Source organism: Corynebacterium striatum ATCC 6940 (assembly GCF_000159135.1).
In the GTDB taxonomy this organism is placed as follows: domain Bacteria; phylum Actinomycetota; class Actinomycetes; order Mycobacteriales; family Mycobacteriaceae; genus Corynebacterium; species Corynebacterium striatum.
In genome coordinates this window covers 1-15,995 of the sequence record NZ_GG667527.1, presented here as the reverse complement: position 1 = coordinate 15,995, position 15,995 = coordinate 1, and the positions used below count along the sequence as shown (strand labels likewise).

Below are 15,995 nucleotides of genomic sequence, written 5' to 3'. Positions count from 1 at the left end.
CACGCGCAAACGCACAAACATGTGCACAGACAAGGCGACCGTGGCAGCTTGGGCAATGTGGGACTGGGGTTCGGCTGCGTTCAACGCGGTGCTGGTGACCTTCATCTTCTCCGTCTACTTGACCGACTCGGTGGGCAAGCAGATCGATTCCCAGTTCACTCCCGCACAGTGGCTGTCATGGTCCATGACGGTGGCGGGCCTTGTTATCTTTGCGGTCACCCCGGTCATGGGGCAGCGCTCCGACCGGCTGGGCAGGCGCCGCCGCGCGCTGGGCTTTTGGTCGCTTATGACGTTCCTTGCCATGGCGGCACTCGCATTCATCCGCAACGATGCGCCCGTGTACTTCTGGCTGGGTCTGCTGGGCCTCGCGGTGGGCTCAGTGACCATCCAGTTCGCTGAGGTCAACTACTTCGCGCAGCTCAATCAGGTGGCTGAGGAGGACAAGGTGGGCAGGGTCTCCGGTCTGGGCTGGTCCGCGGGCTATTTTGGCGGCATCGTGCTGCTGCTCATCTGCTACTTCGGGTTCGTGTCCGGGGATGGCGGCGCGCTGGGGCTTTCCACGGAGGGCGGCTTCAACATGCGCATGGTGGCGCTGCTGGCGGCCATCTGGTTTGGCGTGAGCGCCCTGCCAGTGCTGTTTCGTGTTCCGGAAATTACGCCTTCGGGCGGTGCGGCCGGCGGCGTCGTGGATTCCTACAAGGAGCTCTTCCGCACGCTGCGGGATCTGTGGCAGGTGGACCGCAATGCGGTCTACTTTCTTTTCGCCTCCGCCATATTCCGCGACGGATTGTCCGCGGTGTTTAGTTTTGGTGCCGTGCTCGGCGTATCCGTCTATGGGCTTTTGCCTGGCGACGTCCTCATCTTCGGCGTTGCCGCCAACGTCGCCGCTGCACTGGGTGCGGTGATAGGCGGGCTTATCGACGACCATGTGGGCCCCAAGGCCATCATCGTCACCTGTCTCATCACGCTCACGGCGATGGCCATTGTGATGTATTTTGCTTCGGGCGCCACGGCCTTCTGGATTTGCGGGCTCGTCCTGTGCCTATGCGTGGGCCCGGCGCAGGCTTCGGCCCGTGGCTTCCTCGCCCGCGTTGCCCCTGCGGGCCGCGAGGGTGAGATGTTCGGCCTTTATGCCACGACCGGCCGCGCGGTGAGCTGGCTGACTCCCCTGCTCTTCGGCCTGTTTGTGTCGTGGCTCGGCCAAGGCGACCGCGGCGGCGTGCTGGCCATCGGCCTGGTCCTGCTCGTCGGCGCGCTCATCCTCATTCCGGTGCGCGACCCGCACAAAAGGTAACAAGCCTTTTGGCCGTCCGTAGCGAGCCGCTTGGCCGTCCGTAGCGAGCCGCTTGGCCGTCCGTAGCGAGCTTTAGCTCGCTACGGACGCGGGATGTTACGCAGGTTGGACTGCGCCAGCTGCAGCATCTGACCAACGCCACCGCCGAAGACGGTGCGGGTAGCTGCCTTGGAGAAGCCCAGCAGCTGCTCGAAGGTCAGTGTCGGCGGGATGGACAGTGCGTTCGGGTCGGTGACCATGTCCACCAGAACTGGGCCATCGAAGTCCATAGCCTCGCGAATCTGCTTGCGCGCCTTCTTTGGGTCCTCGATGCGGATGTGCTTGATGCCCGCAGCCTCAGCAATAGCCGCGTAGTCCACGTGTGCGTGGTCGGTCTCGTGCTCCGGCAGGCCTTGGACCAGCATCTCCAGCTTGACCATGCCCAGGGAGGAGTTGTTGAAGACGAAGGTCTTCACCGGCAGGTTGTGCAGCTTCACGGTGAGCAGCTCACCCATGAGCATGGACAGTCCGCCATCGCCAGAGAAGGAAATGACCTGGCGGCCTTCGTTAGCGGCCTGTGCTCCAATGGCCATCGGAAGGGCGTTGGCCATCGTGCCGTGGCGGAAGGAGCCGATCTGCTCGCGCTTGCCGTTCGGCGTGATGTAGCGCGCGCCCCAGACGTTGCACATGCCGGTGTCGACGGTGAAGACGGCGTCGTCAGCCGCTTCTTCATCGATGATGTTGGCCACGAACTCTGGGTGGATAGGCTTCATCTTCTCAGCCTTCTTGGTGTATGCCTCCACCACGTGGTTGAGCTTGTTGTAGTGCTCCTTGAGCATCTTGTCGAGGAAACGGCGATCCTTCTTCTCATCAATGTGCGGAAGGATGTTCTCGATGGTCGCAGCCACGTCACCGGTAACCGGGTACTTAATCTTGGTGCGGCGGCCGATGTGGGAGCCGTCGATGTCGACCTGCGCCACGTTCTCCTTCGGCAGGAAATCGTTGTACGGGAAGTCGGTGCCCAGCAGGATGAGCAGATCGGCCTCGTGGGTGGCGTCGTGAGCCGCGCCGTAGCCCAGCAGACCGGACATGCCGACGTCGAACGGGTTGTCGTACTGGATGTACATCTTGCCGCCCAGGGCGTGGCCGATTGGCGCCTTGATCTTCTCAGCCAGAGCCAGCACCTGCTCACGCGCATCCTTGACGCCTGCACCGACGAAGAGCGCCACGGTCTTAGCCTCATTGATGGCCTGAGTCAGGGCTGCAGCCTCGGCTGGGTCTGGGAACACAACCGGGCGGCCGGCGGAGATGGTGGAGGTGGTGAAGGTGTCGTCCCCAGCCTCCTGCGTGGAAACGTCGCCCGGGATGACCAGCACGGATACACCCTTGCCAGCCATGGTGGACTGGATTGCGTGGTGCAGGATAACGCCGCCCTGATCAGCAGAATTGACCATCTCGCAGTAAGCGGAGCACTCGTTGAAGAGCATCTCCGGGTGGGTCTCCTGGAAGAACTTGGAGCCGATCTGGCGGGATGGGATGTGGGAGGCGATGGCTAGGACCTTGGCGCCGTTGCGGTGGGCGTCGTAAAGCCCCTGCACCAAGTGGGTGTTACCAGGACCGCACGATGCCGCGCATACAGCAAGCTTGCCGGTGGTCAGGGAATCCGCCTCAGCGGCGAAGGCTGCGGCCTCCTCGTTGCGGACGTGAACCCAGTCGATCGAGGAGCGGCGGACTGCGTCAACAATAGGGTTCAGGGAGTCCCCCACGAGGCCATAAATGCGCTCGACACCCTGCGCCTCGAGAGTTTCTACGAGCTGTTCTGCGTAATTTTTCGCCATATCACTGCTTCTTTCAGAAATAGTCTTGAGGATTTTGTAACTAGAAAGTCTTTAGAAAATCTCCACACCCCAGTGTCCCCGTACAGTCACTGCCATGCCAACAAATTGCTTAAGACTCACGCTCACCCCACTCGAGTGACACGGAGCACACGCCCTTCCACGGGTTTGAAACTGCAATGACCGTTCGGTACAGTTTCACGCATGTTCACACTAGATTCCGAGCACAATCACGCCGCCACCCAATCGACAAAGGCCCAGCGCTGGACGTTCTTCGCTGTGGTCTCGCTCGGTCTGCTCATGATCGGCCTGGATAACTCCATCCTGTACACCGCGCTCCCCGCACTCGCTGAGCAGCTCCACACCACCTCGACTCAACAGCTGTGGATCATCAACGCTTACGCGCTAGTGCTTGCCGGCCTTCTTTTAGGAACCGGCACCTTGGGTGACCGCATCGGCCACCGCCGCATGTTCGTCATCGGCCTCTTCCTGTTTGGCGGAGCCTCCCTAGCTGCAGCCCTCGCCCCCAGCGCATGGTTCCTCGTCGGCGCCCGCGCGCTGCTCGGACTCGGCGCTGCCGTCATGATGCCCGCGACCCTCGCGCTCATTCGCCTGACCTTCGACGACGAAATCGAGCGCAACACCGCCATCGGCATCTGGGGCTCGGTCGCCGTAGTCGGCGCCGCCGTCGGCCCCACCGTGGGAGGATTCCTGTTGGAGCACTTTTGGTGGGGTTCGGTCTTCCTCATCAACGTGCCCATCGTCCTCATTGCACTGACCCTGACCTACTTTCTCGCACCTCCCAATCAGCCGAATCCCGAGAAACACTGGGACTTCATCTCCTCGCTCTTCGCCCTAGTGACGCTGTCCTCGCTGGTGCTTTCCATCAAGTCCTTCGCGGGCTCCCAGTTCAGTCTCGCCGGTGGCGCGCTGCTGGTCTTCCTCGTCGGCGCATTCCTCTTTGCCCGCCGCCAGAACCAGCTCACGGACCCACTGCTGACCTTCGACATCTTCCGCTCCCCCGTCTTTAGCGGCGGCGTCATCACCGCGGGCGGCGCCATGTTTGGCATGTCCGGCTTGGAGATGCTCACTACCCAGAAGCTGCAGCTTGTCGACGGCTTCTCGCCCCTCCACGCCGGCCTGACCATCTCCGCGGTGGCCATCGCCGCACTCCCGATGTCCACGCTGGGCGGCGCTAACCTGCACCGCTGGGGTTTTCTGCCCATCATCGCGGGCGGTTTCCTGTTCATGGCGGCGGGCATCGGCATCGCAATGTGGGCCGGCCACCACGGCATCTTCTGGCTCTTCGTCGCGGGCATGCTCACGATGGGTATTGGCGCGGGCTTGACGATGTCCGTGTCCTCCACGGCCATCATCGGCGCGGCACCGGCGCACCGCTCCGGCATGGCCGCGGGCGTGGAGGAGGTCTCCTACGAGTTCGGCACGTTGCTGTCCATCGCAATCACGGGCTCCATCCTCCCGTTGCTCTACGCCCGCAACCTCCCCGAAGGCATCTCAGGCATGCAGGCGCTTTACGACGCCGCGACCCACGACACCGCCGCCAGCGCCTACAACGAGGCCTACCTCACCACCTTGGGCGGGCTCATGGCCTTTATGCTCGTTCTAGCCGCAGTAACCGGCTGGTGCTTCAAGCACAACCCCAAGTCTGGAGGCAATAATGCCGCGCATTAGCAAGAAGACCGAGGCCCTCGAGGCCGCCCTCGCCATCATCGAGGCGGAGGGCGTGCACGCCGTGACTTACGACGCCCTCGCCACCGCCACCGGCATCTCCAAGTCGGGGCTCATCTACCACTTCCCCTCCCGGCACGCGCTGCTGGTGGACTGCCACCGCTTCTGCGCGCAGCGTTGGGAGGACGAGCTGGAGGCGCTGGCTGGTGGCAAGAAGGCGGAGGAGCTCAGTGAGAAGGAGCGCTACCGGGCACTCATCTTGTCCTTGGGCAAGAACGATCCGCTCATCGAGCTGCTGATGAGCATTCACTCACAGCAACACGCGGACTTCATGGAGCAATGGAGTGGCGTCGACAAGCGCTGGATGCCCGACCCAGCCGGAAATAACCTCAGCCCGCTCATCGTAACGCTGTTGGGCAACGGCTTGTGGGTGCATGACCACCTGACCGAGCGCAAGATTCCGGCGACTTCACGCAAAAAAATAGTGGAGCTCCTCCTGGCGTTCTTGGACACCGGGGAGCTCCACGTAAAGCAGTCTTGAGCTGGAGACGAGACTTGAACTCGCAACCTACGCATTACAAGTGCGTTGCGCTACCGATTGCGCCACTCCAGCACTGCGGTTAATACCGCTGCGAAGAATCGTACCTGAGCACCGCGCCCTAGAAAAATGCTGGGGTGGCCTGTGCGCACGCGAGTCACAACAGTTAGAGTGCAGGAATAGTCTCCGCGCAAGTTTTGGTCATTTCTAGGGTTCGTGTTTAAGGGTTAGTTGGGTGTCTTTCTTTTCCGCATGGAGAGAGCGTTTTAGCGCCTCTTCCGGCTACGTTGCCACGATCGACGCGGCTAAGGCCGCGCCGCCACCATCGCCGCTGGCGCCGGTTGACCTGACCGATGCCGCCCAAGTCACGGGCGTCATGGAGATCGCGGCCCGCGTGGGTGAAATCCTCATCAGCGCTGGCACCGCGAACTCAGACGCGAAGGCGCAGATTCACCTCGTGGCGTCGTCTTATGGTCTGCACTACTGCCACGTGGACATCATGATGAATACGATCACGATCCACACTGCAATTGGCACCGGCGCCAACCGCCGCAATCTCCACGTCTTCCGCGTGGCACCGGCTATTACCGTGGACTTTTCCAAGCTCTCTGCTGTGGACCGCCTGATCTACTCCATCCGTTCGGGCGCCACCCCGCCGGCGATGGCTGAGCGCGTCCTCGATGAGATCAACAACATGAAGGCGCCTTATCGCACCTCCACCGTTCTGGCGGGCTGGGGTGTTATGGGCGGTTCCTTCGCGGTCATGCTGGGCGGCGACGCCTTGGTTGGCGTCGTGGCGTTTTTCGTCTCTTTGCTCATCATGGGTGTGAACACGTGGGCCGCAAAGTTCCGAGTGCCGCCGTTCTACCAGAACATTATTGGCGGATTCTTGGCCGTCGTGCCTGCGGCAATCCTCTACAACTTGGCTGCGGGCATGGGCATTACGTTCTCGCCTTCGCAGATTATTGGTTCGGGAATCATCGTCCTCGTTGCTGGCCTTACGCTGGTGCAATGCTTGGTTGACGGCATCACGCGCGCACCGGTGACCTCGGCGGCTCGCTTCTTTGAGGCAATGCTAGCCACGGGCGCTATCATCGCGGGCGTTGGCGTTGGTATTCAGTTCTCGGACTGGATGGGCTTTACGCTGCCGCCGCTGGCGACACTCGCACCGCCGGTCTACCACCAGGTTCCGCTGCTCATTCTGTGCGGCAGCATCGGTTCGGCGGCCTTTGCACTGGCTTGTGGCGCCTCGTGGATTGAGGTCACCATCTCTGGTCTGACGGCCGGCGCCGGTATGCTCTTCTACTACTTCGTGGTCATTCCATTTGGCGTGGGCGCTGTGGTGGCCAGCGGCATTTCCGCAGTGGCCGTGGGACTGGCCGGTGGCTTGCTCTCCCGCCGGTGGATGATGCCACCGCTCATCACGATGATCGTGGGCTATACCCCGATGCTGCCGGGTCTGACCTTGTACCGCGGCATGTACGCCTCGCTGAATGAGCAAATGATTGTGGGCTTTACCAACCTTGCCCGCGCTATTGCCATCGCTGGTGCGCTGGCTGCTGGCGTTGTGCTGGGCGAGCGCGTTGCCCGCCGCCTGCGCCGCCCGCAGTACTTCCGCCCGTACTCGGCGTTCAAGCGCATTGGCCACTTCTCCTTCCACCAGACCACCCGCTTGGCGGCCCGCAGGCCGCGCATTCCGCGCGTGCCGCTTTCGCCGTTCGCGCCGAAGGTCAACAGGCCGGTGCTGCCGCCGAAGCATGGGCCTAAGCCGCCGATGCCGGCGCAGCAGGTGCGTATGCTCCAAGACCAGGCCATTGGCGAGGACTGGAAGGAAGAGTGGGAGACCATCACCGAGATGTGGCCGGCGACCACGCAGTGGGAGGCACAGCCGCAGGGCGCCGCATCCGACTCTGAGCCACCCCAATTGCCGGATCGCGAGCAAAACAGGACGGAAAACGGCGATACTTCGGCAACTAGGCCGAAGTACACGGTGCCGGGCACCACGCCGCAGGACCCGCAGCCATAGCGTTGGAGTGCAGCCTGCCTAGATGCCGAATCGTGGCCAAAACCGCGCGCAAAACAGCAACAATTTGGCAATTAGGGCGGCACCCCCGCCACCGAGCCCTGCCCGCTGGACCCGAATCCGCACCGCACGGCCATATGGCGTAGAATGTCCTGTCTGAAAGCTTTCACAACTCGTTCAGGAGGACTTCGTGCCACCAAAGGTCACTGACACTCAGCCCGCTGCGGACCAAACCAATGCAGTCGAGGAAGAGACCGCCCGCGCTGCGCGCCGCATCGTTGCCACTTACGCCGAGGACTTCCTCGACGGCGTGACCTTGATGTCCATGCTCGGTGTCGAGCCAGAGGGCTTGGTCCACAAGAAGGTCCTCGCTGAGCAGGCCGAGGCCGCACCAAAGAAGGCCACCAAGAAGGCTGCCAAGAAGTCTACGAAGAAGACCACCAAGAAGGCTGCCAAGAAGTCTACGAAGAAGACGGCTAAGAAGGCCACCAAGAAGACTGCCAAGAAGGCAGCTAAAAAGACCACGAAGAAGGCCTAGGGCAGATGTCTGGCCACGACAATTCCTTCGTGGTGGTGGCCAACCGCCTCCCTGTGGACCTTGAGGTCCAGCCTGACGGCACCCGCACTTGGAAGGCCTCGCCCGGCGGACTGGTCACGGCCCTGTCCCCCGTGCTGGAGGCCCAGCAGGGCTGCTGGGTGGGCTGGCCAGGCGTCATCAATGACGCCCCCGAGCCTTTCACCACCGAGCGCGGCATCTTATTACACCCCGTCAAACTCACCGAAGCCGACTTCGAGGGCTTCTACGAGGGATTTTCCAACGCCACCCTGTGGCCGCTATACCACGACCTCATCGTCACTCCTGTCTATAAGCGCGAGTGGTGGTACGCCTACCGCGAGGTCAACCTCCGATTCGCTGAGGAAGTAGCCAAGGTCGCTGCCCCCAACGCCACTGTGTGGGTGCAGGACTACCAGCTGCAGCTCCTGCCAGGCATCCTGCGCCAGCTGCGCCCCGACCTCACCATCGGGTTCTTCCTGCACATCCCTTTCCCCTCTGCGGATCTGTTCCTGCAGCTGCCGTGGCGCGAGGAAGTCGTGCGTGGCCTCATGGGTGCCGACGTCATCGGTTTCCACCTCGAGTCCAATGCCCGCAACTTCCTCGATCTGGCCAAACGACTCGATCTCGAGGTCACCGGCGAGGTAAGCACGCGCGAGATTAGCGCGGGGATCAACGTCGATGGTCGCACCGTAGGCGTAGGCGCCTTCCCCATCTCCATCGAAACCTCTTCCCTCGCGAACTTCACGCCCGCAGACGAGCAGGAAGTAGCCCGTCTGCGCGCAGAGTTCGGCGGGCACCACCGGGTGATTCTGGGCGTCGACAGGCTGGACTACACCAAGGGCATCCTGCAGCGCCTCAAGGCCTTCGAGGAGTTGCTGGAAACCGAGGCGCTTGACCCACGGGAGGTGGCGCTCGTGCAGGTTGCCACGCCGTCGCGCGAGCGTATCGACCATTACCGCGCCACGCGTTCCCAGGTGGAGGAGGCCGTGGGCCGCATCAATGGCCGCTTTGGACAGATTGGATGCCCGGTGGTTCACTACGTCCACCGCGCCGTGCCCAAGGACGCGCTGCGCAAGTACTACCGGCTTGCCGACGTCATGCTGGTCACCCCCTTCAAAGACGGCATGAACCTGGTGGCCAAGGAGTACGTGGCCGCGCATTCCGACGGCCGCGGCGCGCTGGTTCTCTCCGAGTTCGCGGGCGCGGCAGACGAGCTCACGCAGGCCAACTTGTGCAATCCTTTCGACATCGAGTCCATCAAGCGCGCACTGCTTTCCGCACTTAAAGCGCTTGACGACGCCCCCGACACCATGCGTCAACGCATGCTCGACCTTCACGAGCAGGTAATCTCGCATGACGTGAACGTGTGGTCCCGCGCGTTCTTAGGTGCTCTAGATGAGGCGGCGGTGAATAAGTGAAGCGACTTCTCACAGCAGTAATGCTCGTGGCCACAGTCGGTCTCAGCGCGTGCGGCTCAGAGGACGAGGGCCCTACCCCGCGCGGCGACGAGCGCATCGTGGGCAAGGATTGGCAGGTCGTGGCTATCTACACCAAGCCTGATGAGCCTTCGGCCATCCCGCAGAATGCGGTCTCGGTTCCGCAGATGAGCTTCGGCGAGTCTTCCATTGTGGGGTCCACTGGCTGCTCGCCTTTCCAGGCCAAGGTGTCCTATACCGAGGGCGAGGAGGCAGCGAATATTCGCGATGCGGACTTGATGACCATCGATAAGGTACGCATCGATACCCGCCCCGATGACTGCACGGGTTCGGCCCTGTGGGCAGATAACCTGCTGCGCAACTTGCTCGCTGAGGAGCACAAGTTCGAGGTGCGTCTCAACCCCAACAACCAGCTGGTTCTAACGCTGGACACCGCGGAGGTGGACTCGCCTGCTATCCGCATGGTCTCGCTTTAGGATGGAGACCATGACTGATTCGCACACGAATTTTCCCGGCCTCGCTGAGGTGGCTGCCACCGAGCACCTGGCCGTGGTCTCTGACTTCGACGGCACCCTCGCCGGCTTCGCCAAAGCGATTTATGAGGTCGAGCCAGAACCGCGCTCGCTGGCAGCGCTAGAGCGCCTCGCAGGCTTGCCCAACACCACGGTCGCAGCACTTTCTGGCCGCCACCTGGAGGGCTTAAAGCGCGTCTTCCCGCTGCGTGAGCCGGTTCTGTTGGGCGGCTCCCACGGCGCGGAGTCCTCGTGGCAGGACTCTTCCCTTTCGCCGGAGGCCCAGGCGCACTTGGACCGCAAGGAAGCAGAAATCCGCGAGCTGATGGAGCGCTTCCCTGGCGCGGAAATTGAGATTAAGCCTTTCCAGCGCGTGCTCCACCTGCGCCGGCTGGAGCTCAGCGACCCGGATCTGGCGGCAGAGGCCTACGCTGCTGGCCGTGCACTCGACCCAGCCAGTTTCCCCATGACTGCCGGCAAGTCTGTCATCGAGTTCTCCGCTACCCAGGCCACGAAGGGTTCATGGATTTCCGAGCTGCGCGAGCGCGTCGGAGCCACCGCCACCGTCTTCCTGGGTGATGACGTCACCGATGAAGATGGATTCGCGGTTTTGAATCAGCCACCAGACCTGGGCGTGAAGGTTGGCGAGGGCGAGACGCTAGCCGCACACCGCGTTCCGGATATTGCGGCTGTGTCTGATTTTTTGGAGGAGCTCGCTGCGGCCCGCGCGGTTCACTTCGGCGCTTAAGCGTGATGCGCGTTAAACGGGGCAAGCGCGGTACATTTTGCCAAACAAGGCGCTGATTTCGGCAAATTTTGGCGCAATATTTGGCAAAATGTGCCGACTAGAGCTGCCAATCCAAAAAATGCTGCTCGCGCGGCGAGCCCACCGTGGTCCCCTCGTTGAAACGGGTGGGCAGTAGCTTATGGTCGTGCACTGGGGCAGTCTCGGAAAGCGCGGCGTCGATATGCTCGGCCAACATATGGCCTGCCGCCGCGCCTTTGGCTTTATTCGGTTGCACGACGGTGGCCAGGCCCACCAACAGTGCGGTAGTGATGCCATCGAAGCCGGTCACGGAGAGGTCTTTCGGTGCCGCGAGACCAGCATCGCGCAAGACACCGAGCACGCCGAGCGCCATCGAGTCGGTCGTGCACAGCACCGCGGTGAGCTCAGGGCGCGCGGCAAGCAGCTCTTCCGCGGCAGCGCGCGCAGTGCTGGCGTCGTTGATGTGGCGGGTGACGATGGGGACCTCGGAAAGCGCGGCGTCATCAAACACGTCGAGGGCTCCGAGTACGCGGTCGCGCTGCACGTGCATGTCTGCGGCTTCGACCTGCTCGCGCGTTACAAAGCCGTCGAGGCGCTCGTGGCGCAGGCGGATACAAAGGATGCCGATGTTGCGGTGCCCGGCGTCGACAAGCGCGCGTGCCGCAGGCTTAATCGCAGCCCGATCGTCGATGCCCACGAAGGGCAGGCCGGAATCCTTGGGCTGGTCGCACACCACCACAGGCAGGCCACGCTGCGCCGCGGCGGCCACGGAGCCCGCAGAAACGGAGTAGATAACGAAGCCGTCGACGGCAGCGCGGGCGAGCAGGGCGGCGGCGTCGTCGGATGGCGCATCCGGCCCGGCGGGGATGAGCGTGAGGGTGGTCGCAGCGCCTGTCGACGCCTCCGCCATTCCCGCCAAGAAGTCCACCGAGGCGGCGTCCTCGAAGGCATAGGAAAGGTGTTCGGTCAACAGCACGCCGGTGGAATCCGCGCGGCGGGTACGCAGGCTGCGCGCGGTGGGGTCGGGCCCGGTGTAGCCGTGCGCGGCCGCAGCAGTGAGGATTCGCTCCCGAGTGGCAGGCGCTAACTGGTCAGGGCGGTTATAGGCGTTGGATACGGTGGTTCGAGATACACCCAATTCAGCAGCCAGCGAGGCCAGAGTTTTCCGATTGTGGCTGCGTTTTACCATGCTGGTTACCCTACCTTGTTCTCCCACATTCTTTACGGCTCCCGAGCCACGGATTTTCAATACATTATCATTTGACAATAATTTTCAACAACCGCAAACTAGACAGTATGAGTTTTTCTCTAAAGCGTTTCACCGCCTCAGTTGCCACCCTGTGCGCGGGCAGCCTCGTCCTCACTGCATGCTCTAGCGCCGACTCCGAGGGCGCCGGCGACTCCGACACCATCAAGGTTGTCGCCTCCACCTCCATCTGGGCCGACGTAGCAGAAGCCGTCATCGACACCGCGCAGGCAGATGTCGACGTCGAGGTTGAGCCCATCGTCAAAGGCAACGGCGTCGACCCGCACCACTTTGAGCCCACCGCGGCAGACATCGCTAAGGCCAACGAGGCCGACGTCCTCATCGTCGGTGGCGGCGGATACGATTCCTGGCTCTACCAGGCTGTGAAGAACCAAGACGAGATCATCCACGCCCTCCCTCTGACCGACCACGGCAAGCTCGACGAAGAGCCGGACGTCGTCACCGCGATGGAGGCCAAGGACGTCGCCAAGTCTGACCCGTCCAAGGTCACCAACATCGAGGGCAACGAGCACGTCTGGTACGACGCTGCCGCCATCGAGAAGGTGGCCACTGAGGTCGCCGACCTGGTCAATAAGGCCAACCCAGAGGCCAAGGCATCTGCAGACCCGCTGTTGGAGCGCGTCGAGGGCATTAAGGCGCGTGTCGAGAAGCTGCCGAAGCTCAACTATGCGCAGACCGAACCGATTGCGGACTACATCATGAAGTACACCCCTGCCTTGGACGTGACGCCGGAGGGCTTCCGCAAGGCCACTGTTTCCGAGGGCGAGCCAACCGCGGCGGACCTGGCGCGCTTTCTGCAGACCGTCAAGGACGGCAAGGTGGACCTGCTGATTTACAACCCGCAGACTGAGACGGACATCTCCTCGCGCATCCGCAAGGCTGCCGAGGACCGCAACGTGCCGATCGTGGAAATCGGCGAGACCCCGCCGGAGGACACCAACTTCCTCGACTACTACGACCAGGCTGTCTCCGCACTCGAGGCGGTCAAAGCCTAGTGCTCGTACAGTTCCATGATGCAGCGGTAGAGCCGCTGTGGTCAGGCCTTAACCTCGCCGTCGAAAGCGGCGAGTTTATCGCCGTTTTGGGCCCCAATGGCGTGGGCAAGTCCACGCTGCTCGGCACCATCTTGGGCACGCGTCAACTCACCGGCGGCCGCGTGGAGGTCAACTCGCGCGTGGGCTTTATCCCGCAGCAGCGCATGTTCCCGCAGGATTTGCCCATGCGCGCCCGGGATTTGGTCTCACTGTCGTTGGCACATGGGGCCATCGCTAAACGACGCCCCTCCCGCGCCCGCGTCGACGAGCTGCTCGCCGAGGTAGGTGCCACCGGCATCGCTGAGCGCCGCGTGGGCCAGCTTTCCGGCGGCCAGCAGCAATTAGTCCGCCAGGCGCAGGCCCTGTCCAACGACCCGCAGCTCATCCTCGCCGACGAGCCACTGCTTTCCCTGGACCCGGCCCGGCAGCAGGCCACGGTGGAAAAACTCGACCGCTGGCGCACGGAGCGCGGCACCTCGATTCTGTTCGTGACGCACGGCATCAACCCGGTGCTGGGCGTGGTGGACAAGGTGCTCTACATCGCCCCACACGGTCACATGTATGGCGCAGTGGACGAGGTCATGCGCTCCGATGTCCTCTCGGAGCTCTACGGTTCCAAGGTCAACGTCATTGAAGTCGATGGGAGGCTCATCGTTGTCTAGCTCGCTGTCTAAGTTTTGGGAAGACACCCAGTACCTGCTCAGTGTCGACTTCGTGCAATCCTCCCTGTGGGCCTGCGCGCTGCTGGGTATCTTGTCCGGCGTTATGACTTCGCTCATCGTGCTGCGGCAGATGTCCTTCTCGGTCCACGCCACCTCAGAGCTGGCACTGATGGGCGCTTCTGCGGCGCTGCTTTTTGGTTTCAACCTGGGCTTCGGCGCAATTGCCGGCGCCATCGTGGCAGCGATCATCCTCGCGGTGCTGGGTCTCAAAGGCCAGCAAGATAGCGCCATTGGCGTGGTGATGAGCTTCGGTCTCGGCCTGTCCGTGCTGTTCTTGCACCTCTACCCGGGCAACTCCAATACGGCGATGACGCTGCTGACCGGCCAGATCGTGGGCGTTTCCGCGGCCTCGGTATGGCTGCTCGCGCTGACCACGGTCATCATCGTGGCCATTGTGGCGCTGTTCTGGCGCCCGATGCTCTTCGCCTCCGCCGACCCCGTCATGGCCCAGGCGGCCGGCGTTCCGGTCCGCGTTATTTCCGTGGGCTTTGCCATCCTGGTGGGCCTGACCGCCGCGCAGTCGGTGCAGATTGTCGGCTCGCTGCTCGTCATGGCCCTGCTCATCACGCCAGGCGCCGCGGCGGTGCAAATTACTTCCTCCCCCGTGCGTGCGGTCTTGTGGTCCACCATCTTCGCGGAGGTCGCAGCCGTGGGCGGTCTCATTTTGTCCCTGGCTCCGGGCCTGCCGGTCTCGGTCTTCGTGACTACGATTTCCTTCATCATCTATTTGGTCTGCCGCCTCATCGGCTGGTTGCGCAATCGCCGCGCGGTTCGCGACGACATCGCCGCCGCCCGCGTCACCAAGGCCCACTTCGAGGGCCGCAGCGATTCCGAAAAGCACCACACCAGCACCCACGACGAGCACTGCGTGCACCAGGACTAAACTAGTGGCCCATGACCACCGTGGAATTTCAGGGCCAAAAGCGCAAGTACACCGTCGTCGCGCCGGAGAATCCTGGCCCTAACCTGCTGCTTTTCCTCCACGGTTCGCTGCAAAATGGCAGCGTTTTGCGGCGCTTCACGGCCGGCACCTTCGACGAGTTAGCCGAACGCACGGGCACGGTGGTGGTCTACCCGGACGGCGTGGGCCGCCACTTCAACGACTCCCGCGCCATCCTGCCGGTCAAGACCCGCGAGCTGGGCATCGACGACATCGCGTTCCTGTGCCACGTGGTGGATACAATCCACCACGAGTACGGAACCCAGCGCACCTTCGCGTGCGGCTATTCCAACGGTGGGCAGATGGTCATTCGCTTGCTTTTCGACGCCCCCGGCCTCCTCGACGGCGCCTGCATCTTCGCCTCCACGCTGGGCAGCGGTGCTAACCATGCGCCGTCTAATCCCGATGGCTATAAGCCCACCCCGGTGCTCATGATGCACGGCACTGCGGACCCGCTCGCTCCCTACGAGGGTGGTGAGGCAGGCATTATGGGCAGCACGCGCGGAAAGGTGACCTCGGCGCCGTGGACTGCGCAACGCTTCGCTGAGCTCAACGGCGCGGGCGAGGTTGTTGTGTCTCGGCCCTTCGACGACATCGAGCTGCGCACGTGGCCAGGCAAAAACCCAGTGGAGCTGTGGACCATGGAAGGCGTGGGCCACGTCATCCCCTCGGGCAACGAGCTCGACGCGCGCTTGGGGCCGAATACCGATAGCTTCATCGCGGCCCAGGTGGTGGAGGATTTCTTCGGCTTATAGCCCCGCGGCTCGCCTCCCCCACCACCTACCCAGCCCTGGAAATGCAGCTCTCTGGTGGATTGCGCGGCGTCGGCAAGCGCGTGAAAATGCGAGCAGGAGGTCTGGTTTTCCTGCCCTGGGAATTTGCAACAGGTTTGGCAGCTCAACCCATAGCGGGTAAGGTTTTGAGGGCTAACTGGACTCTGTTCTCTGCAGCAAATATGTCGAGCAGCTGGGAAACTATTTTCTTGATCATCGGCACAGAAAGATGGGTTTCCTCCGCGATGCCATAATTTGAGTGCCCACATATAATTCCGTTTAAAACTCGAAGCTGAATCGCGGATAGTCGCTCGAGGTTTCGCTGCATATCTGGTTCAGGCATTGTCCCAACAGCTACGCCGTTTATTTCAAAGCAACAACTTATTTTAAGGCCCCCATGGCCGGATCGAGCTTCCCGGGTAACCACACAATATGCAGACGCGCCCAAATTGATTGCCTTTTGAAGCTTCTCACGCGAATGCTGTGAATAATCCACCAAGTAAATGAAATCGCTGCTCTTTAACTCTTGTATATCCCATACCCAGGTCGCCGAGTCTTTGCGCTCGCACAACACCAGCAATTGCTCCTGTGAGCGAGACAATGCATTCAGCAGCTCCCTCTGAGTGGACGC

At 62.4% G+C, this 15,995-nt stretch carries 15 protein-coding genes and 1 tRNA gene; 12 read left to right on the top strand and 4 right to left on the bottom strand.

What is annotated here, in order from left to right; genetic code table 11:
• Nucleotides 1-19 precede the first annotated feature (19 nt).
• Nucleotides 20-1,294: an MFS transporter gene (locus tag HMPREF0308_RS10170; protein ID WP_005531313.1), complete on the top strand. Its 1,275-nt coding sequence runs from the start codon at nucleotides 20-22 to the stop codon at nucleotides 1,292-1,294.
• Nucleotides 1,295-1,374: 80 nt separating this feature from the next.
• On the opposite strand, the gene HMPREF0308_RS10165 is transcribed toward HMPREF0308_RS10170, so the two are convergent.
• Nucleotides 1,375-3,111 carry a pyruvate dehydrogenase gene (locus tag HMPREF0308_RS10165; RefSeq protein WP_005531311.1) on the bottom strand — a complete coding sequence of 579 codons (1,737 nt, stop codon included), beginning with the start codon at nucleotides 3,109-3,111 and terminating at the stop codon, nucleotides 1,375-1,377.
• Nucleotides 3,112-3,312: 201 nt separating this feature from the next.
• On the opposite strand from HMPREF0308_RS10165, the gene HMPREF0308_RS10160 reads away from it, so the two are divergent.
• Both HMPREF0308_RS10160 and HMPREF0308_RS10155 read left to right on the top strand, forming a co-directional pair.
• Entirely contained in the window at nucleotides 3,313-4,800 is a 1,488-nt protein-coding gene (locus tag HMPREF0308_RS10160; RefSeq protein WP_005531309.1) for an MFS transporter, read from the top strand.
• Nucleotides 4,787-5,338 carry a TetR/AcrR family transcriptional regulator gene (locus HMPREF0308_RS10155; RefSeq protein ID WP_005531306.1) on the top strand — a complete coding sequence of 184 codons (552 nt, stop codon included), beginning with the start codon at nucleotides 4,787-4,789 and terminating at the stop codon, nucleotides 5,336-5,338. Before HMPREF0308_RS10160 ends, HMPREF0308_RS10155 begins: the two co-directional genes overlap by 14 nt.
• Here HMPREF0308_RS10155 and HMPREF0308_RS10150 read toward each other — a convergent pair.
• Nucleotides 5,338-5,410: transfer RNA gene (locus HMPREF0308_RS10150), tRNA-Thr, on the bottom strand. The genes HMPREF0308_RS10155 and HMPREF0308_RS10150 overlap by 1 nt on opposite strands.
• Nucleotides 5,411-5,570: 160 nt before the next feature.
• Between HMPREF0308_RS10150 and thrE the strand changes: the two genes are divergently transcribed.
• From thrE to otsB, 5 genes are all read left to right on the top strand, one after another.
• Nucleotides 5,571-7,361 (top strand): threonine/serine exporter ThrE, encoded by a 1,791-nt coding sequence (gene thrE / locus HMPREF0308_RS10145; protein WP_005531304.1) that lies wholly within the window; start codon nucleotides 5,571-5,573, stop codon nucleotides 7,359-7,361.
• A gap of 187 nt (nucleotides 7,362-7,548) precedes the next feature.
• The gene (locus HMPREF0308_RS10140; RefSeq protein ID WP_005531302.1) at nucleotides 7,549-7,896 is read left to right on the top strand and encodes a hypothetical protein; all 348 of its coding nucleotides are present in this window, start codon (nucleotides 7,549-7,551) and stop codon (nucleotides 7,894-7,896) included.
• Between the two features lie 5 nt (nucleotides 7,897-7,901).
• Nucleotides 7,902-9,332, top strand: a complete 1,431-nt coding sequence (locus HMPREF0308_RS10135) for an alpha,alpha-trehalose-phosphate synthase (UDP-forming) (RefSeq protein ID WP_005531300.1) — start codon at nucleotides 7,902-7,904, stop codon at nucleotides 9,330-9,332.
• Nucleotides 9,329-9,826: a hypothetical protein gene (locus HMPREF0308_RS10130; protein WP_034657459.1), complete on the top strand. Its 498-nt coding sequence runs from the start codon at nucleotides 9,329-9,331 to the stop codon at nucleotides 9,824-9,826. The genes HMPREF0308_RS10135 and HMPREF0308_RS10130 overlap by 4 nt, the downstream gene beginning before the upstream one ends.
• A gap of 1 nt (nucleotide 9,827) precedes the next feature.
• Nucleotides 9,828-10,610: a trehalose-phosphatase gene (gene otsB, locus HMPREF0308_RS10125; RefSeq protein WP_005531296.1), complete on the top strand. Its 783-nt coding sequence runs from the start codon at nucleotides 9,828-9,830 to the stop codon at nucleotides 10,608-10,610.
• A 97-nt stretch (nucleotides 10,611-10,707) separates the two neighbouring features.
• On the opposite strand, the gene HMPREF0308_RS10120 is transcribed toward otsB, so the two are convergent.
• Nucleotides 10,708-11,817, bottom strand: coding sequence for a LacI family DNA-binding transcriptional regulator (locus HMPREF0308_RS10120; RefSeq protein WP_005531294.1), 1,110 nt, complete (start codon nucleotides 11,815-11,817; stop codon nucleotides 10,708-10,710).
• A gap of 107 nt (nucleotides 11,818-11,924) precedes the next feature.
• On the opposite strand from HMPREF0308_RS10120, the gene HMPREF0308_RS10115 reads away from it, so the two are divergent.
• From HMPREF0308_RS10115 to HMPREF0308_RS10100, 4 genes are read left to right on the top strand one after another with little or no spacing between them, the layout of a single operon-like run.
• Nucleotides 11,925-12,890, top strand: a complete 966-nt coding sequence (locus HMPREF0308_RS10115; RefSeq protein WP_005531293.1) for a metal ABC transporter solute-binding protein, Zn/Mn family — start codon at nucleotides 11,925-11,927, stop codon at nucleotides 12,888-12,890.
• Nucleotides 12,890-13,591 carry a metal ABC transporter ATP-binding protein gene (locus HMPREF0308_RS10110; RefSeq protein ID WP_005531291.1) on the top strand — a complete coding sequence of 234 codons (702 nt, stop codon included), beginning with the start codon at nucleotides 12,890-12,892 and terminating at the stop codon, nucleotides 13,589-13,591. The genes HMPREF0308_RS10115 and HMPREF0308_RS10110 overlap by 1 nt, the downstream gene beginning before the upstream one ends.
• Nucleotides 13,569-14,534 (top strand): metal ABC transporter permease, encoded by a 966-nt coding sequence (locus HMPREF0308_RS10105; RefSeq protein ID WP_005531289.1) that lies wholly within the window; start codon nucleotides 13,569-13,571, stop codon nucleotides 14,532-14,534. Before HMPREF0308_RS10110 ends, HMPREF0308_RS10105 begins: the two co-directional genes overlap by 23 nt.
• A gap of 11 nt (nucleotides 14,535-14,545) precedes the next feature.
• Entirely contained in the window at nucleotides 14,546-15,346 is an 801-nt protein-coding gene (locus HMPREF0308_RS10100) for a CE1 family esterase (protein WP_005531287.1), read from the top strand.
• 142 nt (nucleotides 15,347-15,488) lie between these two features.
• Here HMPREF0308_RS10100 and HMPREF0308_RS14050 read toward each other — a convergent pair.
• Nucleotides 15,489-15,995: helix-turn-helix domain-containing protein (locus tag HMPREF0308_RS14050; protein WP_005531285.1), on the bottom strand; the 507-nt coding region annotated here is incomplete at its 5' end.